Consider the following 21321-nt stretch of genomic DNA (forward strand, 5'->3'; position numbering starts at 1 on the left):
CGCCGGCCGTGGTTGAGGCGGTCGATACCGTTCCCGACCGCAGCTACGTGGTGTTCTTCGACTTCGACAGCTCGCATTTGACCCCGGAAGCCAGGCGGATCGTGGCCTCGGCCGCGGCTGACGCCCTCCAGGGCAGGACCACCCGCATCGACGTCACCGGTCACACCGACCGTTCGGGCTCGGTCCAGTACAACCAGGCCCTCTCGGTTCGGCGTGGCGAGTCGGTCCGTCGCGAGCTGGTGGCCGACGGCGTCGCCGACAGCCTGATCGCGGTCAAGGGCGTCGGCGAGTCCGATCCGCTCGTCCCGACCGCCGACGGCGTCCGCGAGCCGCAGAACCGTCGCGTCGAGATCGTCCTGTCGCCGACACGGCCGGCGCCGGCGGCCGGGCAGGGCCCAGGGATCTGGGGCGCCATCGCCTATTCGGTGACCGACGAGAAGCGCGGCTTCTTCTGGGGCGCCGACAAGCCCGAGGAGGCGCAGGAGATCGCCCTTCGGCACTGCGTCCACCGGGGCGGCCAGGACTGCAAGGTGGTGACCCTGTTCCGCAACCACCGCCACTGGTATGACGACGACGACAAGACCGGCTTCCCCTACGAGCACTGCGCGGCCCTGTCGGTCGGCAGGCCTCCCGCCGCCAGCCGCCCGGCCGCCTGGGGCGCGGCCTCGGCCGAGACCCGGCGGGAGGCGGAGGAGAAGGCGACCGCGATCTGCGGCGGCGATGCCAATCAATGCGAGATCCACGAATGGGTCTGCACCTGAGCGTTCCAGCGACATTGCCCGCCGAGTCTCCGCGGCAGCGCCGCCACGAGTCTGGGCGAGCGGGGCCGTGATCCGGAGTCCCCAACGGATCATGGCCCTTTCCGTTTCCGGCGAGACCGGGGGCGTCGGGCGGCAGCTCCAGACCATCATCGATCGAGACGAGACAACCGAGGCTCTGAATGCTCCCCGTTTCCGCCCTCCAGTCGATGAACGTGCTCCTGGCGACGCCCTGCTACATCTCGGCCGTCTCGATGAACTACGTGACGAGCCTGTTCGAGTTCACGCATGAGGCGGTCCGGCTCGGTTTGCGGGCCACCCTGCACATGCGTTCGGAGAGCCTGGTCACCCGTGGCCGGAACGAGATTGTCAAGTTCTTCCTGATGAACGAGCAGTACACGCATCTGTTCTGGATCGACTCCGACATCGTCTTCAAGCCCGCGGCCGCGATCCGCCTGCTGCTCTCCGACCACGACGTCGCTGCCGGGGTCTACCCGATCAAGCGCTTCAACTGGCCGCAGCAGGGCGTGCCAGCGGGCACGACGAAGGAGTCCTTCGAGACGCTCTACACCGACTACCCCTTCAACCCGGTCGGCCTCGGAGCGGAGCCGCTGATGAAGTTCGTCTCGGAGGACGGCTTTATCGAGGTGGCCGAGGCGCCGACCGGCTTCATGGTGATCAAGCGGCATGTGTTCGGCCGGCTGATGGAACGCTATCCGGAGCTCAACTACGTCCCCGACGGGCCGCCGAACAATCCGGAGGCGCCGTTCTACTGGCTGTTCTTCGACTGCATGGTGGACCCTGACACCCGGCGCTACCTGTCGGAGGACTACGCCTTCTGCCGGCGGTGGCGCGACGTCGGCGGCAAGGTCCATGCCGATCTGCAGTCCGATCTGGGGCATCTCGGGCAGCACATGTTCCGCGGCAATTTCGCCGAGAGCGTCAGGTTGCGAGCGCATGATCCGAGATACGGCTCGCGAGGATGATATGACGGCGCTTACGACCGGACCCCGCCGTTGAGCGAGACAGTCTTCCTCTGTTTCATGGGGCTCTGACGATTCGCGGGCGAAAGAGGCGATCCGAGATCTGGTCGAGACCGTCGCTATTCATCCCGACCCCGCGAGACCGGGCGGGTTGGCCATCGAGATCAGCGGCCGGCTGTCGGCCCTCCTCGGCGACCCGCCGGTTTCCGTCGCGGGCCGCCGAGTGGGGGAAATTCGATGGTAGCTGGGGAGGGATTTGAACCCCCGACCAAGGGATTATGATTCCCCTGCTCTACCACTGAGCTACCCAGCCATCGGGCCCGAGCGTATACGCGCCCGCCGCCGCCGCTGTCAAGCCGCCCGGAACGCCTCGCGCGACGGTGCGTCGGCTTGCGGCGCGGGTGGCGCTTCCGGTACCAAGGGCGCATGACCGCGATGCGCCTCTCCCTCCGCCGGCTCGCCGCCGCCCTGGTCCTGGGCGCCGCCGTCGCCATCCCCGCCTTCGCTCAGGAAACCGCGGCGCCGCCACCCGCGGGCGGGCCGCCGCTGGCGGCGCCGGCGCCGCTGCCCGACGACCTTCGGATCGCGCCGCAGGCCCGCAGCTTCACCCTTGGCAACGGGCTGCAGCTGATCGTCATCCCGGCCGGCACCGCCCCGGTGGCAACGCAGATGGTGTGGTACCGCGTCGGCGCCGCCGACGAGGCGCCGGGCCAGTCCGGCATCGCCCATTTCCTCGAGCACCTGATGTTCCACGGCACCAAATCCAAGCCGCAGGGCTATTCGCAGGAGCTGGCGGCGCTGGGCGGGGTCGAGAACGCCTTCACCACGGCCGACTACACCGCCTACTACCAGTCGGTGGCGAAGGAGAACCTGCCGCTGGTGATGCGCTACGAGGCCGACCGGATGCAGAACCTCGTGCTCGAGGAGAAGCGGGTCAACGCCGAGCGCGACGTGGTGCTGGAGGAGCGGCGGATGCGGATCGAGAACGAGCCGTCCTCGCGGCTCGGCGAGGCGATGAACGCCGTGCTCTACCTCAACCACCCCTACCGGGCGCCGGTGATCGGCTGGCCGGCGGAGATCGAGGCGCTGCGGCGTGAGACCGCGATCGCCTTCTACGACCGCTTCTACACGCCGAACAACGCCACCGTGGTGATCGCCGGCGACGTCGATCCGGAGGCGGTGCGCAAGCTGGCCGAGGAGATCTACGGTCCGGTCAAGCGCCGGGCCGAGCCGCCGCAGCGCATCCGGCCGAAGGAACCGGAGCCGCCGGCGCCGCGCCGGCTGGAGCTGACCGACGCGCGCGCCGGCCAGCCCTATCTGCGCCGCAACTACCTGGCCCCGTCGGTGGTCACGGCGGCGCCGGGCGAGGCGGCGGCGCTGCAGGTGCTGGCGGCGGTGCTGTCGGGCGAGACCGGCCGGCTCTACCGCGCCCTGGTGACCGAGCAGGGCAAGGCGGCGATGGCCGGCGCCGGCTACGACCCGGACATGCTCGACTACAGCCCCTTCGCCGTCTACGCCGTGCCGCGCGGCGAGACGACGCTGCCGGAGCTCGAGGCGGCGATGGATGCGGTGCTGGCCGGGGTGCGCGACGAGGCGGTGCCGGAGGAGGAGCTGGCGCGGGCCAAGCGCCGCCTGCTGGCCGGCGCGATCTACGGCCAGGACGATCCGGGGGCCCTGGCGCGGGTTTTCGGCGAGGCCGCGGCGCTGGGCCGCAGCGTCGCCGACGTGCAGGGCTGGCCGGCCCGCATCGCCGCGATCACCGCCGCCGACGTGCAGCAGGCGGCGCGGACCATTCTGCAGCCGCCGCGCTCCGTCACCGGGCTCCTCACCCGCCCGGCGGATGCGGTCCAGGCGAAGCAGCCCTGAACGCGCGAGGATGATGCCGATGAAACCGATTCTGTCCCCGCTGCGCGCCGCCCTTGTCGGGGCCGGGCTGCTGCTCACCACGGTGATGCCCGCCGCCGCGACCACGATCGACCGGGTGGTCAGCCCCGGCGGCATCGAGGCCTGGCTGGTCGAGGACCACACCGTGCCGGCCATCACCGTGTCCTTCGCCTTCGAGGGCGGCGCCGCCCAGGACCCGGAGGGCAAGGCCGGCCTGGCCTCGCTGCTGGGGGAGATGCTGACGGAAGGCGCCGGCCCCTATGACGCCGGCGGCTTCAAGACCGCGCTGGCCGATCGCTCGATCCAGCTCGGCTTCTCCACCTCGCAGGACTACAGCAGCGGCCGGCTGAAGACGCTGACCACCGAGCGCGACGCCGCCTTCGAGCTGCTGCGCCTGGCATTGACCGAGCCGCAACTGGAGCAGGACGACCTCGACCGGATCAAGGCCGGGCGAATGGCCGAGCTGAACTTCCAGGAGAACGACCCCGGCACCATCGCCGACGACCGCTGGTCCGCCGCCGCCTTCCCCGGCCATCCCTATGGCCGGCCGAGCATCGGCACCAAAGACAGCGTCGCCGCGATCGGCCGGGACGACCTGGCGGATCTGCGCCGCCGCCTGTTCGCCCGCGACGGGCTGCGCCTGGCCGTGGTCGGCGACATCGACGCCGCCACGCTGGGCCTGGTGCTGGACCGCGTCTTCGGCGGCCTGCCGGCCAAGGGCGACCGCCGGCCGGTGCCGGAGATCACGGTGGCCGCCAAGGGGGCCGAGACCGTGCCGATGGCGGTGTCGCAGGCGTCGATCCAGCTCGGCGTCCCGGCGCCGCGGCGTGACGACCCCGACTATTTCCCGTCGATCGTGATGAACCACATCCTCGGTGGCTCGACCTTCACCTCGCGGCTCTACCGCGCGGTGCGGGAGCAGCGCGGCCTGGCCTATTCGGTCGACAGCGACACGATCCAGCTGAAGCGCACCGGCCTCCTGCTGATCACCGCCGGCACCCGGGCCGACAAGGCGGGGGAGAGCTTGTCGGTGATCCGGGACGAGATCGCGAAGCTGGCGGCGGAAGGGCCGACCGAGCAGGAGGTGGCCGAGGCCAAGAGCTACCTGATCGGCAGCTATCCGCTGGGCTTCGCCTCGCATGACGGCCTAGCCTCCTACGTGCTGTCGCTGCAGCTCGCCGGCCGCGGCCGCGACTTCATCGACAAGTATCCCGGCCTGATCGGGGCGGTGACACCGGAGCAGGTGAAGGCCGTGGCGGCCCGGGTCCTGCAGGTCAAGGACCCGACCGCGGTCGTGGTCGGGACGCCGGCGAGCTAAGCCGGCTTGGCCTTCGCCAGCGCCCGGTTGGGCAGGGTCATGGCGGCGACGCCGATCACCACCAGGGCGAGGCCGGACAGCGCGGTCGGGGCCGGGGTTTCGCCCAGGAAGACGACGCCGATCGCCACTCCGACCGGCACCCGCAGATAGGCCTGCGCCATGGTGGCGACCGAGCCGAGCGAGGCGATCAGCCGGAAATAGATCACGAAGGCGAGGGCGGTCGAGACCACGGCCAGCCCCGCCAGCGCTCCGAGCGAGGCGGCGGAGGGCGCCAGCGCCCAGGGCCGGTCGAGGAGGAGGCTGAGCGGGATCAGCATCGCCGCGCCCGCCAGCATCGATCCGGCGGCCGGCACCATCGGGTCCAGGTCCTTGAAGTTGCGGCCGAAGATGGCGGCGATGCCGTAGCACACCGTGGCCGCGACGATCGCGAGCTGCGGCAGAAGCTGCTGCCCGGCGCCGGACAGGGCATCGAGGCCGATCACCAGCGTGATCCCGGCCACGCCGGCCGCCACACCGAACAGCTTGCGCCCGGTCACCGCCTCGTGCCGGGTCACCGCCCAGGTGAACAGGAAGGTGAAGATCGGCGAGGTCGAGTTCAGGATCGCCGCCAGCCCGGCGTCGATCCGGGTCTCGCCCCAGGCGATCAGGACGAAGGGGATGGTGCTGTTGACCAGCGCCTGGACGGCGAACAGCCGCCATGTCTGCCCATCGGTCGGCAGGGCGATGCCGCGCAGCCGCAGCACCAGCAGCAGGATGCCGCCGGCGATCAGGGTGCGCGCCGCGATCAGCGTCACCGGCGGGATGGTGGCGACGCCGAGCTTGATGAAGCTGTAGGACGCGCCCCACAGGGTGGCGAGCAGCGCCAGCAGCAGATAGTCGGCCAGGGGCGGCGCGGCGCGATCGGCGGGCATGGGGGCCTCCTCGGTTGCCGGCCCACCATGCCCCGCGCGTGGGCGCGTGTCGTGCGCCGACGCTGCGGTGTACGTCGAAGTGTCGGAGGGCCGGCCTTCAGTCGTCCAGCAGCGCCGCCAGCTTCATGCCGACGGTGAGCGACCCATTGGCTTTGATCTTGCCGGTCATATAGGCCATGGTCGGGCTCAAGCTGCCGTCGATCATCCGCCGCAGCGTCTCCGCCTTCATGCTCAGCGTCACGTCGGCCGGGGCGTCGCCGATCGACACCGCCGGCGCCGGGCCGGTGCCGTCCAGCACGATGAAGCCGTCGGCGCCGAGGTCGAACTTGACCCGGGCGTCCAGCGGGGCACCACCGGCGGCGCGGCCGCGCACGGCTTCGGCGAGGGCGTCGAGCGACATGGGCGAGAGGTCCTTTCTGTCCGCGGGAATGAGGGTCAGGCGGCGGCGCGCTCGGCACGGGCGATGAAGCCGCCGCCGAGCACGCGGTCGCCGTCATAAAGCACGGCGGCCTGGCCCGGCGCCACCCCGTGCTGCGGCGCGTGCAGCTCCAGCACCGCCGAATCCGGCCCGGTCAGCCGCACCGTCGCCGGCACCGGTGCCTGGGCGGAGCGCAGCTTGGCCTCGACCTGCCGGCCCTCCGGGCCGGGCGGCCGGTCCAGCCAGTTCAGCTCGGTCAGGGCGACGCTGTGCCGCGCCAGCGCCGACCACGGGCCGACGATCACCCGCCGCGCTTCCGGGTCGAGCCGGACGACGTAGAGCGGCTCGTCGTTCGACTTGCGGCCGCCGATGCCCAGGCCCTTCCGCTGGCCGATGGTGTAGTTGACGATGCCCTGGTGCCGGCCCAGCACGGTGCCGTCGAGATGTACGATCTCGCCCGGCCCGACCGCGCCGGGGCGCAGCCGCGCCACCACTTCGCCGTAGCGGCCCTCGGGCACGAAGCAGATGTCCTGGCTGTCCGGCTTGTCGGCGACCACGAGGCCCAGGCGCACGGCCTCGGCCCGGGTCTCGGCCTTGCTGTTGCCGCCCAGCGGGAAGCGCAGGAACGCCAGCTGCTCCGCCGTCGTGGCGAACAGGAAATAGCTCTGGTCCTTGCCGGGATCGACGGCGCGGTGAAGTTCCGGCCCGTCCGGCCCCTCGATCCGGCGGACATAGTGGCCGGTGGCCAGGCAGTCGGCGCCCAGGTCGCGCGCCGTCTCCATCAGGTCGCGGAACTTGACCCGCTGGTTGCAGCGGATGCAGGGGATCGGCGTCTCGCCGCGCAGATAGCTGTCGGCGAAATCGTCCATCACCGCCTGGCCGAAGCGGCTCTCGTAGTCCAGCACGTAATGCGGGAAGCCGATGCGGTCGGCCACGGTGCGGGCGTCGTAGATGTCGGCGCCGGCGCAGCAGGCGCCCTTGCGCTGGATGGCGATGCCGTGGTCGTAGAGCTGCAGCGTGATGCCGACCACGTCGTAGCCCTGCTCGGCAAGCTGGGCCGCGACGACGGAGCTGTCCACGCCGCCGGACATGGCGACCACGACCCGCGTCGCGGCCGGAGGCTTGTCGAAACCGAGAGAATTCATGGCCGGCAGAATATAGGGATCGCGGCCGGTTTCCGAAACCCGCCCGATCGACGGCTGCTCGGCCGGAAGAATGGCGGTTATTGTCCGACATGATGCGTCGGTCCTACACTTCGACCGAATCGAGGAGGAAACCCCGGAATGTTTCGCCCCAACCGGTTGAAGGAACGGCTGCGCCGCGGCGACAAGCTGTTCGGCGTCTGGATCGGCAGCGGCTCGCCCACGGTGGCGGAGATCATGGCCCATGCCGGCTTCGACTTCGTCATCCTGGACACCGAGCACGGGCCCGGCGGCATCGACGACACCATCGACCTGCTGCGTGCGGTCCAGGCCGCCGACACCCCGGCCGTGGTGCGGGTGCCGGCGCATGACCCGGTCTGGCTGAAGCGGGTGCTGGACGCCGGCGCCGACAGCCTGATGGTGCCGATGATCGAGAGCGCCGCCGATGCCGAGGCGCTGGTCCGCGCCTGCCGCTATCCGCCGGCCGGCCGGCGCGGCTATGCGGCGCCGGTGGTGCGCGCCTCGACCTACGGTTTCGAGCCGGAGTACATGCGCAAGGCCAACGACAACCTGCTGCTGCTGGCCCAGATCGAATCCAGGGAGGCGGTGCCGGAGGCCGCGGCGATCGCCCGGGTCGACGGCATCGACATGGTTTTCATCGGCGTCAACGACCTCGGCGGCTCGATCGGCCTCCTGGAGCAGCTGCACGACCCGCGGGTGCAGGATCTGGTGAAGCAGATCGAGGACGCGGTGCGGCCGACCGGCACGCCGCTCGGCACCGTGCCCAGCTCCGCCGCCACCTGGGCCGAGCTGTTCGACCGCGGATATCAGATGGTGACGGGTGGCGGCGACGTGCCCTATCTGCGCCAGGCGGCCTCGGACTCGGTTGCCGCATACAAGGCTTATCGCGAGGGTGCGGGCCTCAAAGAAGCCAAGGGCGGCGGCTATTGATCCGGAGGCCGCACCTCGAACCCGGCGCCAAGACCGGGGTTGACCAGACATCACGACAAACAGAAGGGGGAAACCATGCTCAAGACCGTGATCGCCGGCCTCGCCGGCACCGTGCTGGCCGCCGTGGCGGCGCCCGCCGCGCAGGCGGAGTGGCCGGAGCGGCCGATCACCTACATCGTGCCATGGGCCGCGGGCGGCGGCACCGACGCCGTCTCCCGCATCCTCGCCTCCTTCCTGGAGAAGGAGCTGGGGCAGCCGGTCAATGTCGTGAACCGCACCGGCGGAAGCGGCGTGGTCGGCCACACCGCGATCGCGACCGCGCCGGCCGACGGCTACACCATCGGCACGCTGACGGTCGAGATCAACATGATGCACTGGCAGGGGCTGACCGACCTGACCTGGGAGAGCTACACGCCGCTGGCGCTGATCAACGCCGACCCGGCGGCGATCGAGGTGGCGGCGGACTCCCCGCACGGCGATGTGAAGGCGCTGCTGGAGGCGGTCAAGGCCAATCCCGGCAAGCTCAAGGCGTCCGGCACGGGGCAGGGCGGCATCTGGCACCTGGCCCTGGCCGGCATGCTGCGCGATGCCGGTCTCGACCCCGCGGCGGTGACCTGGGTGCCCAGCCAGGGCGCGGCACCGGGGCTGCAGGACCTCGTCGCCGGCGGCGTCGACCTGACGCCGGTGTCGCTGCCCGAGGCCCGGTCGCTGATCGACGCCGGTAAGGTCAAGGCGCTGGCGATCATGGATGCGGAGCCGAGCGCCCTCTACCCGAACGTGCCGACGCTGAAGAGCGTGACCGGCAGCGGCTGGACCATGGGCGCCTGGCGTGGCGTCGGCGGGCCGAAGGGCATGCCGGAGGACGTCGCCAAGAAGCTGACCGAGACGATCGGCCGGATCGTGCAAAGCGCCGAATACCAGGAGATGGTCAAGTCGCGCGGCTTCGGCACCAAGGTGGCGCTGGGCGAGGAGTTCGCGGCCTATATGAAGGCCTCGAACGACGCGCTCGGCGAGGTCATGAAGGCCACCGGCCTCGCCAAGTAGCCGGATCCGTCCCCGTGCGCTTCAACGACGCGATCTTCGGTGCCGTCCTGCTGCTGACCGGCATCGCCATCGCCTGGGCCGCGGCAGGGCATCCGCCCATGCCCGGCCAGGCCTTCGGAGCGGGATCCTTCCCGCTCGTCATTGGCGTGGCGCTGGCGGTCACCGCCCTGCCGCTGATCCTGTCCGGGCTGCGGCAGCGCAGCCCGGCGCTGAGCCTCAGCGACTGGGCGCGCTCGCCGCGATCCTGGCGCGACCTGGCTCTGACCCTGGCGGCGCCGGCGGTCTACATCCTGGCGGCCGACCATATCGGCTTCGTGCCGACCGCCTTCGTCCTCCTGCTGGTGCTGGCGGCGACGCTCGGCGCCCGGCTCGTGACTGCGGCGACATTCGCCGCGGTCATGGCCGTCGGCCTCTATCTCGGCTTCGCCAGGGGGCTGCGGGTGCCGCTGCCGCGCGGCTGGCTGGGCCTGCTTCTGGGGTGATGCGATGACCGATCTGCTGCAGGCCCTTCAACTCGTCCTCGACCCCTATGTGCTGGCCGTGATCGCCGGTTCCGCCGTCTACGGCATGCTGGTCGGCGCCATTCCGGGGCTGACCGCGACCATGGCGACGGCGCTCCTGATCCCGGTCACCTTCTTCATGCCGCCGATCCCGGCGGTGGCGGCGATCGTCACCGCGACGGCGATGGCGATCTTCTCCGGCGACATCCCGGGCTGCCTGCTGCGCATGCCCGGGACCCCGGCCTCGGCCGCCTATACCGACGAGGCCTATGCCATGACCCGCAGCGGGCGGGCGGAGATGGCGCTGGGCGCCGGGTTGTTCTTCTCGGCGCTCGGCGGGCTGTTCGGCACCGCGGTGCTGATCCTGGCGGCGCCCGCTTTGGCCGATTTCGCGCTCAGCTTCAGCTCCTTCGAGTATTTCTGGCTGGTCCTGCTCGGCCTGTCCTGCGCCGTCTTCATCTCCGGCGCCCAGGTCACCAAGGGCCTCGCGGCGCTGCTGCTGGGCCTCTTCGTCTCCTGCATCGGGCTGCAGAACCCGGCCGGCGTGCCGCGCTTCACCTTCGGCAGCGTCGACCTGATGGGCGGCATCAACCCGATCAACGTCATGGTCGGCCTGTTCGCGGTGTCGGAGGTGATGCGCGCCGTCCTGGCGGTCCGCCAGCCGGTCGAGGTGGCGCGGCAGCCCTCCGGCAACGTCCTGGCCGGCCAGCTGAAGCTGCTCTTCACCTATCCGCTCGGCTTCGTGCGCGGCAGCGTGCTCGGCACCATCGTCGGGATCCTGCCGGGCGCCGGGGCGGACATCGCCGCCTGGATGTCCTACGCCGTGTCCAAGCGCTTCTCGAAGACGCCGGAGAAGTTCGGCACCGGCCATGTCGAGGGCATCATCGAAAGCGGCTCGGCCAACAACTCGGCCCTGGCCGGCGCCTGGGTGCCGGCGCTGGTCTTCGGCATCCCCGGGGATTCGATCACCGCGATCACGATCGGCGTGCTGTATCTGAAGGGGCTGAACCCCGGGCCGACCCTGTTCATCGAGCAGGCGCCGCAGATGTACGCCATCTTCCTGATCTTCATCCTGGCGAACATCGTCATGATCCCGCTCGGCCTCGCCACCATCCGGGCGGCGCGGCAGATCCTGCTGCTGCCGCGCAGCCTGCTGAGCCCGCTGATCCTGATGTTCTGCATCGTCGGGGCCTTCGCGATCGAGAACTCACTGCTGGGCGTGCTGGTGATCCTGGTCTTCGGCGTGATCGGCTTCGTGATGGAGGAGAACGGCTTCCCGGTGGCGCCGATGATCCTCGGCCTGATCCTCGGGCCGATGCTCGAGGACCATTTCTTCACCTCGATGATCAAGGCGGACGGCGACGTCCTCGCCTTCTTCGAGCGGCCGATCGCCGGCGCGCTCGGGGTGGTGGCGGTGGCGATCTGGGCGCTGGTGCTGCTGGCCGGGCTGCGGCGGGCGCTGCGGCCGCAGCCGGCCTGACCTACTTCAGCGCCCCGGCCGTCAGCCCGCTGACGATCCGGCGCTGCAGCAGGGCGAAGACGATCAGGATCGGGGTCACGTAGATCGCGGCATAGGTCATGATCCCGCCCCAGTCGTTGGTGTTCGGGCCCATGAAGGAGGACAGGCCGACCGTCGCGGTCTGCAGAGTCTCCGCCGCGATCAGCGAGCGCGAATAGACGTATTCGCCGAAGGACTGCAGGAAGATCAGCACCGACACCACCAGGATGCCGTTGCGGGCGAGGGGGATCATGATGCGCAGGAAGGCGCCGATGCGCGAGGCGCCGTCCACCCGCGCCGCATCCTCCAGCTCGCGCGGCACCTGCAGGAAGGTCGACCGGCACAGAACGATGTACAGCGGCAGCACCTTGGCGGTCTGGGCCAGCACCACGGCGGCGCGGGGCGTCTCCAGGAGACCGACTTGGCTGAAGGCGACGAAGATCGGCGTCACCATCAGCGACGGCGGCAGCACCTGCAGCATCAGCACCAGGAACAGGGCCACGGCCGTCCAGGCGTTGCGGTGGCGCGACAGGGCATAGGCGGCGCCGGTGCCGATCAGCGTCGCCAGCGCCGTGGTGCCCATCGCGATCAGCAGCGAGTTCCAGAGGTACCGGTCCATCGCGTGCTCGGCGAAGATCCGGCCGAACTGCCATTGCGGGTCGGTCGGCCAGAAGCTCGGCGGGAAGGCGAAGATCTCGCTGCCGGACTTCAGCGCCGTGGCATACATCCAGTACAGCGGGAACAGGTAGATCGCCGCGAAGGCCAGGGCCAGGCCGAGCAGGACGAAGGGTTTGATCGATCCCGTCCTCATGCCGCGTGCTCCCGCTCGGTCGAGCGGACATAGAGCGCCGCGACCAGGATGACGAGGGCGATCATCAGCACGGCGACGACGCTGCCGGCCGAGATCTCGTAGGTCTCGAACGACATCTGCCAGGACCAGTACTGGGCGACATTGGAGGCGTTGGCCGGGCCGCCCTTGGTCAGGGCCGCGATCAGATCGAACTGCTGCAGCGTGAAGATGATGCCGAGCGCGATGACGGCGCCCAGCGTCGACCGCATCAGCGGCAGGGTGATGTGCAGGAAGCGGCGGAAGGCCCGGGCGCCGTCGATCTCCGCCGCCTCGTACAGGTCGCGCGGGATGGCGGCGAGGCCGACCGACAGGAGGATCATGTTGAACGGGATGCCCAGCCAGATATTGGCGATGATCACGGCGAACAGGGCCACGTCCGGGTCGGACAGCCAGAAGATCTTGTCGCCGGCCAGGCCGAGGCTGGTCAGGGCATAGTTCAGCACGCCGAAATCGCCGGCGAAGATCCATTTCCAGATCGCGCCGACCACGAGGGCCGGCATGATCCAGCCGGCCAGGAACACGCCGCGGATATAGGTCGCGCCGGGGAAGGGCTGCTGGAAGAACAGCGCCAGGCCGAAGCCGATACTCAGTTGGAAGGTGATCGACAGCACCACGAACAGCGCGGTGTTCCTCAGGATCTGCAGCGCCTCCGGCCTGGAGAACACGTCGCGGTAGTTGTCGAGGCCCACGAAGGGCCGGTCGAAGGAGGCCAGCGAGAACATGTCGACCTGCTGCAGCGACATGATCACGGTGTAGACCAGCGGGAAGGCGGCGAAGACCAGCAGGTAGCCGACCGCGCACAGCACCAGCGCCACGTCGAAGCCGCTGCCGTCCCGCAGGGTGCGAAACAGCGGGAGGCGGGCGAGGACCGAACGGGAATTCACCGAACGATCGGTCATCGATTGGCGGATCTGGGCACTCGTCATCGACACCCCCTGCCCCCTCCCGCGAGGGGAGGGGGAGCTTGAATGATCAGGTCGTGTCCGGTCGTCCTCACTTCTTCAGCACGCGGTCGATCGTCGACTGGGCGGTCGCGAGCGCCGTCTTGGCGTCGGTCTGGTGGGTCAGGGTCGACTGGATCGCGGTCTGGATCGCCTTCGAGATCTTCGGCCAGTCCGGGTTCGGGCCGCGCGGCCGGGCGTACTGCATCTGCTCGGTGAACACGGCATAGGCCTGCGGCCACTGCGGCGAGTCGGCCTTGGCGTCCTGGACCGGCGGCAGCAGGCCGAACTCGTTCCAGATCCGGTGGTTCTGCGAATAGATGTACTCCAGCAGCATGAAGGCCTCCTTCGGGTGCTTGGAGGTCTTGAAGATCACGTTGTTGAAGTCGCCGAGGGCGGAGGCGCGCGGGCTGCCCTCCTTCTCCACCGGGAACAGCGCGACGCGATAGTCGAACTTGGCCTCCTTGGCCATGAACGGCAGCTCCCACGGGCCGGAGATGACCATCGCGGCGCTGCCGGCGTTGAAGGTGCCGGCGGAATCGTGCTGGCTGCGGATCAGCGTGTCGGGCGAAGCCAGCTTCTCGTCCAGCAGCTTCTGCCAGAACTCCAGTGCCCGCACCGCGCCGTCCGACCCGACGCTGTCGTAGTCGGCGCCGGCGCTCTGGATGAAGGGCAGGAACTGGAAGGTGCCCTCCTCGGTGCCGATGGCGGAGAAGGCGAGGCCGTAGACGTTCTTGCTCGGATCGGTGAGCTTCTTCGCCGCCTGGTACAGCTCGTCCCAGGTCTGCGGCGGCTTGTCGGGGTCGAGGCCCGCCGCCTTGAACATGTCGGCGTTGTAGTAGAGGGCCAGGGTGTTGGAGGCGCGCGGGATGGCGTAGAGCTTGCCGTCCCAGGTCGAGGAGTTGCGCGGGCCGGGGTAGAAGGCATCGGCCCTGATCACCTGCGACTGCTCGACATAGGGCGTCAGGTCCAGCAGCACGCCGCGCGCCGCGAACATCGCCGTCTCCGGGTTGTCGATGCCGATCACGTCGGGCGCCGAACCGGCGGCGTAGGCGCGCATCGAGTCGTTCACCACGTCGGCGAAGTTGACGTGCTTGATGTTGACCTTGATGTCGGGGTGCTTGGCCGCGAATTCCCTGGCCAGCACATAGGTGAACTCGCCCTCGTCGTCATGGGTCCAGACCTCCAGCGTCACCGGCTCGGCCTGGGCGAGGGTGGAGGTGAGAAGGGCGGCGGTTCCCAACAGAAGTCGCAGGGTCCTGGACATGAGCTTCCTCCACTGTGTCGGTTATGGATTGGCGACGAACTCCCCGCCGCGGCAGCGCTGCAGGTAGCGCAGGCCCTGGACCTGGCCGGTCATCTCCAGCTCGTCGCGATAGACCGGGTCGTGCCAGCCCTCGATGTCGATCGAGCCCTTGAAGCCGCCGAGGCGCAGCTCGGTGATCACCCGGGTCCAGTCGGTGTCGCCGAAGCCCGGGGTGCGGTGGAAGGCGAAGGGCACCTTCCCGTGCACGCCGTGCTCCTTGACCACGTCCCAGCGCACCGTCGCGTCCTTGCCGTGGACGTGGAAGATCTTCGGCGCCCAGCGCCGGATCTGCGGCACCGGGTCGATCAGGTAGTACAGCTGGTGGCACGGCTCCCATTCGAGGCCGAGATTGTCGTCCGGCAGGGCGTCGAACATCAGCTCCCAGGCCGCCGGGTTGTGGGCGATGTTCCAGTCGCCGGTCTTCCAGCTGCCCTCCATCGGGCAGTTCTCGAAGGCCAGCCGCACGCCCTTGTCGGCGGCGCGCTTCGCCAGCCGGCCGAACACTTCCTTGAACCGCGGCAGGCTCTCCTCCAGCGGCCGGCCGCGCACCCGGCCGGTGAAGCCGGCGACGATGTCGGTGCCGAAGAGGTGGGCGTTGTCGATCAGCGCCTCCCACCCGGCCAGGGTCTCGCGGTCCTGCGCCTGGTCCTCCAGCGGGTTGCCGAAGATGCCGAGCGCGCCGACGGTGACGCCGCTGTCGCCGATCGCCTCGCGGATCTCCGCGGCCAGGCGCGGAATGTCCTTGCCGCCCAGCGTCTGCCAGAAGAACGGCTCGATGCTCTCGAAGCCGAGCTCGACGATGCGGCGGACGTAGCCGGCCGGGTCGTCGCCATTGGCCTTCACCATCGTGCCGATGCGGATGTCCTGATGGTTCGCGCGCTGCGGCCGTGTGCTGGTCATGATCCCTCGATCGTTTCGATGGCCACGCGGCGGCCCTGGCGCGCGCTCTCGATCGCGGCGAAGACCATGGCGAGGCTGTGGAAGTTCCGGTGGCTGACGGTTTCCGGCTCGGCGCCGGTGCGGATGGCATCGACGAAGTCGCGCATCACGCCGAGATGGCCGCCGGTCCGGTCGGTGGGGTCGAGCGGCGGCACCGCGGCCGTCTCGGGCTCGAAGAACAGGCCCTCGCGCCGGCCGCTTGCGACCTCGGCGCGGAAGTCCTCGGCGCCGTCCCAGGTCAGGCTGCCGCGGGTGCCGGTCAGGCGCCAGGCGCTCTCCCAGCTGGTGCGCAGCCCCTCGGCGCACCAGCTGCCGCGATAGGTCAGGACGGCGCCGCCCTCGAGCTCGAAGACGGCATTGGCGCTGGCGCCGTGGGCGTACCAGGACCCGGCGGGATTGCTCTCGTGGCAGTAGACGGCGAGGGGGCGGCGGCCGGCGACGTGGCGGGCGGCGTCGAAGGTGTGGATCGCCATGTCCAGCAGCAGCACGTGCCGCATCTCCTCCCGGAAGCCGCCGAAATGCGGCGCCAGGAAGAAGTCGCAATGCACCCCGGTCAGCTCGCCGATCAGGCCGCTCTCGACCGCGCGGCGCAGACGCCTTATGCCGGGGATGTAGCGCCGGTTCTGCACCACCGCATGCAGCCGGCCGGCGGCCCTGGCGGCCATCACCAGCTCCCGCGCCGCGTCGAGGCTGTCGGCCATCGGCTTCTCGCTCAGCACGTGGCAGCCGCGCTTGAGGCCGGCCAGTACCACCTCGCGGCGGGCGGCGGGCACGACCACGTCGAACAGGATGTCGGGGCGCAGCCGGTCCAGCAGGGCCGGCAGGTCGGTGCCGATCTCGGCGTCCGGCAGCTCGAACTCGGCGGCGCGACCCCGCGCCCGCTCCGGGTCCAGGTCGACCAGGCCGACGACCTCCAGCCCCTGGATCTGGCGGGCGGCGTCGAGCCAGGCCCGGCTCATGGCGCCGCATCCGGCAAGCACGGCTCGCACTTCGTTCCCTCCTCGATCGGCGGCAAATTGTTCGATCATGTCGCCGTAAACGTTTACGATATATTGATGTCGGACGTATCCGGCTGTCAATCGGCTTCTGGCGCGGCCGGTGGGTTTCGCTGCACTCTGTCGTCGCCAAAGGGAGAGGACGCTTGGGAATCCGCGAGCTCGCGAAGCATCTGAACATCTCGATCGGGACGGTCTCCCGCGCCCTCAACGGCCGCGGCGACGTCAACCCCGAGACCCGACGGCGCGTGCTGGAGGCGGCGGCGGCGCTCGGCTATTCGCCGAACCAGTCCGGCCGCAGCCTGCGCAAGGGGTCGACCAACGCCGTCGCCTTCATGCTGCAGGCCTATAGCGGGCCGGAGCCCTATGGCGAGCCGTTCTTCATCGGCCTGTTCGACGGGGTGCAGGAGGTGCTGGCCCGGCACGGTCTCGACCTGGTCGTGCTGCTGAACACGCCGGACGGCGACCACGAGGCGCAGCTGCGCCGGGTGGTGGAGCGGCGCCTGGCCGACGGCATCCTGCTGCCCTGGACCCGGCGGATCGACCCGCGGCTCGACTATCTGGCCCAGCGCCGCTTCCCTTTCGCGGCGCTGGGCCGCAGCCGGTCGGGCGGTGACCACCCCTGGCTCGACCTCGACTTCCACCAGGCGGCGGAGACCGGGATCGACCGGCTGGTCGGCTTCGGCCATCGCCGCATCGCCCTCGGCAATGCCGGGCATGACCTGATGCAGGGCCATATCCTCCTGGACGGCTATCGCAAGGCTTTGGCGAAGCACGGCATCGGCTTCGACGAGGCGCTGGTGCAGCCGGAGGAGATGACCGAGGCCGGCGGCTACCGCATGGCCGACGCGCTGCTGCGCCGCGGTCCGCCGCCGACCGCGCTGTTCGTGGTCAACGAGCGGATGGTGGTTGGCGCCTATCGCCGGCTGAACGAGGCCGGCCTCAGGCCCGGGCGGGAGATCGCGGTGATCGGCGGCATGATCGACAGCCCGTTCAGCCGCTTCCTGTCGCCGGCGCTGACCTGCTTCCGCCTGTCGCTGCACGATCTCGGCGTCAAGCTGGCCGAGGCGCTGCTGGCGGCCATGCCGGATCATGCCGAGGAGTACGGCGACGGCCCGGTCCAGGCCCTCTGGCCGCTCGAGCTGGTGCCGCGCGAGAGCGACCGGGTCATGCTGGGCGGATAGTCCGCCGCGGAGACGGTTCCGGTTGACGAGATGGGAATTCCATCCGTAGCCTCCCTGTCACGGAATTGTCATGAATCAATCACGGCCCGGGGGGCGGTCATGAGCCTGAGCTTCAGGGGTGTCCTTTCCGAAGTCGGACAGAATCGCAGCGCGGCCGGCACCAGGCGGTCTCCGAACGCCGCGGACCAGTTCACCTTGTCCGTCCAGCGCGCCAAGGACGAGAAGCCGGCCGAACCGCCGGCGCAGCCGGAGGCGCCGCCCACCTATCGCTGGAACGAGGGGCCGCGCGGGATCTCCGAGCACAAGGTGGAACCCGGGATGTGGCCGTTCCGGATCTACGCGAAGGCCGGCGTCGACCCGAACGACAACAAGGCCCTGCACGCCCAGCTGGCGGCCACGCCCCAGCTCGACCCGAAGGCCTTCGGCAACCGGCCGGGCGCGCCGGCCGACATCGACCAGCAGCTGGAATCCTGCGACAAGGTCTACGTCCTCGATTCGGGCCGGCTCGGCCTCCTGGAGAATCAGCGCCAGGCCCTCGCGACCGCCGGCGATCCGAAGAAGAGCGAGGCGGACCGGGACAAGGCGAAGGACGACCTCGTCGTCGCCATCGCGCAGGAGGTCGACCACGCCTCGCAGGGCCAGGGCGTGCCCAGCTTCGGCCGCGACGCCAACGGCAACGGCAAGCTCGACCGCGGCGAGTTCAGCGACCTGGTCGCGCCGATCGCCGAGCGCGCGCCCGATGATCCGGTCTTCCTCGACGCGCTCAATCAGGTCCGCGAGATGAAGGAGCAGGCGTGGAAGGCCGACGGGCGGACCACCGACCAGCTGGGCCAGATCGCGGCCGCGGGCGACCGCGGCGACTATGCCCAGGTCACGGCCGACACCAAGCGGCAGCTCCTCGCCCTTGCCGATGCCACGGAAGGGCCGGAGGCGGCGAAGATCACCGCCCTCACCAAGCGGGCCGGCGTCTATCAGAGCTATGTCGGCGGCGACGAGAAGCAGTATCTCGCCGCCGTCCAGGAAGGGGTGAAGCAGGCGGTCCAGGAGCTCCGGGTCGAGCGCCCGGTCCGGGAGCTCGAAGCCGCCTGGGGCAAGGGCGGCACGGACGGGGCCAAGGCCTTCCTGGCCAAGCTGCGCGAGACGACGGACACGAAGGACAGCCTGCCGGGCAGCGGCTCGCTGCTGGCCTCCGATCCGCGCGTCCAGAAGATGGTCGACCAGTCGATCGACGCGATCGCCGGCTCGCGATCCAGCGGCGACGACCGGAAGGGCCAGATCCAGGCCCTGCTCGACCTCGGCGCGGCCTGCCAGACCATCCTCTACAACGACGGGGCCAAGGCGGGCGCCGGCAAGGCCTTCGTCGACCACGTGGCGTCGCGGATCGTCGACAAGATGAACAGCGACCTGCCCGGGGACCACATCAACCTGCTGCACGAGCAGCAGTTCTTCAGCATCATGAGCCGCGAGGACGCGGAGGGGGCGGGCACGTCGCTGCTGACCGCCATCGCCGCCCGCACCGCGACGCTCGGCGCCGACAAGAAGGCGGAGCTGGAGAAGAAGGGCGAGCTCGGCTTCAACGACTATCTGTCGCAGAACTCGAACGCCCAGTGGGCGGTGCGGCGCAGCATCGAGAATTTCGACGCCGCCGCGACCGCGCAGGACGACAAGATCAACCAGCTCTACAACGATCTCTATCACGGCCTCAGCGGCTGGGGCGGGGTGAAGTCGGACGACCCGATCTCCGCGGCGGACCAGCTCGCGCGGGACATGGAGGCGATCGACAACCTGCCTGGGAATAAGGAGAAGGCGCAGGAGCTGACCCGCGAGGGCGAGAAGAAGCTGCCGCAATGGGAGCGGCAGGAAAGCATCCAGCTCGCGCTCGACCTCTACGAGACCGACCTGAAGAAGGTCGACGGCTTCGACAACGACGCGCCGATCCCGCAGCTCTTCGGCACCGGGATCATGATGACCAAGTCGAAGTCGATCCAGGAGGCGATGGACGGCCTGCCGGAGCTGCCCGAGACCAAGACCGATCCCTACGCCAACGCTGAGACGACCGAACCACAGACGCCCGGCACGATCTGGGTCCAGCGCTCGACCCGTGCCCTCGCCACCTTCGCCGTGGTCGAGACGCTGAAGGGCGGCGTCAAGAACATCAACCAGGCCATGGCGGAGAATCGCTACCAAGCGATTCTCCGTGGCGACGCCACGGCCAGTCGGGCCGAGATCGACGCCCTGCAGAAGTACGTCAACGGCACGAGGCCGAACCCCAATAAGGACTTTGCCAAGTTCCTCGACGGGCTGAAGGCAAGCATGGGGCAGGGAAGGCTGGAGGACATCATCGCCGGGCGGGCGCAGCCGACCGAGACCGAGCGGCGGCAGATGGCGAGCGCCGAGCGGCTGAACGTCGGCACCAACGCGATCACGCGCATCTCCGGCGGCGGCAGCGCCATCCTGTTCGGCCGCAACCTCGATGCGCTCGATACTTCGCCGGCCGATCTCGTCTACTACGTGCCGCACACGATGATGATGCTCAACGCGGCCCAGACGGCAGTGCTGCCGAATGCCCGGGAGATCCTGACCGGAAAGGATCCAGGCGCGCCGACCAGCCTGGAGACCCGGATCAACAATGCGCAGACGCGGGTCGCCAACAGCAATCTCAGCCCGACGCAGAAAGCTGTCTGGGGCAAGACCCTGAGCGGGCTGGAGAAGCTGCGGGGCGGAGGGGTCGACGTGCTCTACGTCGGCGCCGACCTGACCAACGCCGTCATGAACGGCTTCGGTGTGGCCGGGACGAAGCAGGATTTCGTGAAGTCCGCGGGCTACGCCACCGCCACGGTCAGCGACGCCATCTTCGCCGCCTCGGCCACCGCGACGCTGTCCGACGGGACGATCGCCGAAACGGCCCTGGGCCGGCTGATCACACGCCTGGGCCCGCTGAAGGTCAGCGGGGTCGCGGCGGTGCTGCAGGTGGCCGGCGCCGGCATCGTCCAGGGCAAGGGCGCCTACGACGCGGCCCACAAATATGACAAGGCCGATGCCGACGCCATCCAGGTGCTCTACGGCGTCAAGGACCGGAAGGTCGCGGAGGTGCTGGCCGAGCACAACGACTTCCTGGACGAAGGCCTGCTCGGCGTTCTCCAGACGGTCTTCCCCGGCGACGAGCATCTGATGGGCGGCGACGAGCTGACCCGCAGCGCGGGCAACGTCCTGACCGGCGCCTACAGCGATCTCGACTACACCCGGGCGCGCCTCGGCCGCATCTTCAACAGCTGGACGCCGGAGCAGGCGGAGGAGGTGGCCGAGACGGTCAGGGCCATGACCGCCAAGGACGGCAAGCTGCCCGAGACGCAGGACGATCTGAAGTATCTCCAGCTGCCCCCGGACCCGACCAAGGCCGATCTCTCGCAGTATCCGGGCGTCCGCTACAACGGCGAGACCAAGCGCTACGAGGATTCGGCCAGCAACATGTACTGGCAGGGCGACCGGTGGTGGGCGCCGCAGAAGAAGAGCGACGCCCCGGTCGGCCTCGGCTCGGTGCCGAGCCAGGATCCGCTCTGGTACGATCCCGAGCAGCGGACGCTCATGCACGCGAACGGCTTCGCCAAGGAGGTGAAGCCGGACAGCCAGGAGGGGCTCAAGGCCTGGCTCAAGGGCAAGGGCTATCTCGACTGAGGGTCAGGCACGGCCGGGGAGGAC

Annotated in this window: 18 protein-coding genes and 1 tRNA gene; 10 read left to right on the forward strand and 9 right to left on the reverse strand. The window is 69.7% G+C overall.

From position 1 onward, the window contains the following. Together G537_RS42320 and G537_RS39735 are read left to right on the forward strand one after the other, a co-directional pair. The coding region (locus G537_RS42320) for an OmpA family protein (protein WP_051248114.1) at positions 1–761 on the forward strand (761 nt) is incomplete at its 5' end. A 179-nt stretch (positions 762–940) separates the two neighbouring features. Beyond that, entirely contained in the window at positions 941–1744 is an 804-nt protein-coding gene (locus tag G537_RS39735; protein WP_051249093.1) for a hypothetical protein, read from the forward strand. A gap of 235 nt (positions 1745–1979) precedes the next feature. On the opposite strand, the gene G537_RS0124865 is transcribed toward G537_RS39735, so the two are convergent. Further along, positions 1980–2054: transfer RNA gene (locus G537_RS0124865), tRNA-Met, on the reverse strand. A 113-nt stretch (positions 2055–2167) separates the two neighbouring features. Between G537_RS0124865 and G537_RS0124870 the strand changes: the two genes are divergently transcribed. Next, positions 2168–3607 (forward strand): M16 family metallopeptidase, encoded by a 1440-nt coding sequence (locus tag G537_RS0124870; RefSeq protein WP_034852936.1) that lies wholly within the window; start codon positions 2168–2170, stop codon positions 3605–3607. 19 nt (positions 3608–3626) lie between these two features. Then, positions 3627–4943, forward strand: coding sequence for a M16 family metallopeptidase (locus G537_RS39740; protein ID WP_051249095.1), 1317 nt, complete (start codon positions 3627–3629; stop codon positions 4941–4943). Here G537_RS39740 and G537_RS0124880 read toward each other — a convergent pair. The 3 genes from G537_RS0124880 to mnmA form a co-directional block, all read right to left on the reverse strand. Further along, complete coding sequence (locus G537_RS0124880; RefSeq protein WP_026872415.1) at positions 4940–5854, reverse strand: DMT family transporter; 915 nt, start codon at positions 5852–5854, stop codon at positions 4940–4942. The two genes, G537_RS39740 and G537_RS0124880, sit on opposite strands and share 4 nt — an antisense overlap. 97 nt (positions 5855–5951) lie before the next feature. Next, on the reverse strand, positions 5952–6254 hold the full coding sequence (locus G537_RS0124885; RefSeq protein ID WP_026872416.1) for an SCP2 sterol-binding domain-containing protein: 303 nt from the start codon (positions 6252–6254) through the stop codon (positions 5952–5954). Positions 6255–6289: 35 nt separating this feature from the next. Then, positions 6290–7417 carry a tRNA 2-thiouridine(34) synthase MnmA gene (mnmA, locus tag G537_RS0124890; protein WP_026872417.1) on the reverse strand — a complete coding sequence of 376 codons (1128 nt, stop codon included), beginning with the start codon at positions 7415–7417 and terminating at the stop codon, positions 6290–6292. 138 nt (positions 7418–7555) lie between these two features. Here mnmA and G537_RS0124895 point away from each other — a divergent pair, with 138 nt between their 5' ends. The 4 genes from G537_RS0124895 to G537_RS0124910 all read left to right on the forward strand — a co-directional run bounded on the left by G537_RS0124895 (position 7556) and on the right by G537_RS0124910 (position 11389). After that, positions 7556–8365, forward strand: a complete 810-nt coding sequence (locus tag G537_RS0124895; RefSeq protein ID WP_026872418.1) for an HpcH/HpaI aldolase family protein — start codon at positions 7556–7558, stop codon at positions 8363–8365. Between the two features lie 75 nt (positions 8366–8440). After that, complete coding sequence (locus tag G537_RS0124900) at positions 8441–9409, forward strand: tripartite tricarboxylate transporter substrate binding protein (RefSeq protein WP_026872419.1); 969 nt, start codon at positions 8441–8443, stop codon at positions 9407–9409. Between the two features lie 14 nt (positions 9410–9423). Continuing rightward, on the forward strand, positions 9424–9891 hold the full coding sequence (locus tag G537_RS0124905) for a tripartite tricarboxylate transporter TctB family protein (RefSeq protein WP_026872420.1): 468 nt from the start codon (positions 9424–9426) through the stop codon (positions 9889–9891). 4 nt (positions 9892–9895) lie between these two features. Beyond that, positions 9896–11389 (forward strand): tripartite tricarboxylate transporter permease, encoded by a 1494-nt coding sequence (locus tag G537_RS0124910; RefSeq protein WP_026872421.1) that lies wholly within the window; start codon positions 9896–9898, stop codon positions 11387–11389. Between the two features lies 1 nt (position 11390). Here G537_RS0124910 and G537_RS0124915 read toward each other — a convergent pair whose 3' ends face one another. The 5 genes from G537_RS0124915 to G537_RS0124935 all read right to left on the reverse strand — a co-directional run bounded on the left by G537_RS0124915 (position 11391) and on the right by G537_RS0124935 (position 16471). Further along, positions 11391–12218, reverse strand: a complete 828-nt coding sequence (locus G537_RS0124915; RefSeq protein WP_026872422.1) for a carbohydrate ABC transporter permease — start codon at positions 12216–12218, stop codon at positions 11391–11393. Beyond that, positions 12215–13183, reverse strand: coding sequence for a carbohydrate ABC transporter permease (locus G537_RS0124920; RefSeq protein ID WP_211230502.1), 969 nt, complete (start codon positions 13181–13183; stop codon positions 12215–12217). The genes G537_RS0124915 and G537_RS0124920 overlap by 4 nt, the downstream gene beginning before the upstream one ends. A 67-nt stretch (positions 13184–13250) precedes the next feature. Continuing rightward, on the reverse strand, positions 13251–14465 hold the full coding sequence (locus G537_RS0124925) for an ABC transporter substrate-binding protein (protein ID WP_026872424.1): 1215 nt from the start codon (positions 14463–14465) through the stop codon (positions 13251–13253). A gap of 21 nt (positions 14466–14486) precedes the next feature. Then, positions 14487–15404, reverse strand: coding sequence for a sugar phosphate isomerase/epimerase family protein (locus tag G537_RS0124930; protein WP_051249098.1), 918 nt, complete (start codon positions 15402–15404; stop codon positions 14487–14489). Beyond that, positions 15401–16471, reverse strand: coding sequence for a Gfo/Idh/MocA family protein (locus G537_RS0124935; protein WP_081689022.1), 1071 nt, complete (start codon positions 16469–16471; stop codon positions 15401–15403). Before G537_RS0124935 ends, G537_RS0124930 begins: the two co-directional genes overlap by 4 nt. A 113-nt stretch (positions 16472–16584) precedes the next feature. Between G537_RS0124935 and G537_RS0124940 the strand changes: the two genes are divergently transcribed. Both G537_RS0124940 and G537_RS0124945 read left to right on the forward strand, forming a co-directional pair. Continuing rightward, a complete protein-coding gene (locus tag G537_RS0124940; RefSeq protein WP_026872427.1) occupies positions 16585–17622 on the forward strand; it encodes a LacI family DNA-binding transcriptional regulator in 1038 nt (345 codons plus the stop codon). A 195-nt stretch (positions 17623–17817) separates the two neighbouring features. Then, positions 17818–21297: a hypothetical protein gene (locus G537_RS0124945; RefSeq protein ID WP_155888756.1), complete on the forward strand. Its 3480-nt coding sequence runs from the start codon at positions 17818–17820 to the stop codon at positions 21295–21297. The last annotated feature ends 24 nt before the right edge of the window (positions 21298–21321 follow it).

Source organism: Inquilinus limosus DSM 16000 (assembly GCF_000423185.1).
GTDB lineage: Bacteria > Pseudomonadota > Alphaproteobacteria > DSM-16000 > Inquilinaceae > Inquilinus > Inquilinus limosus.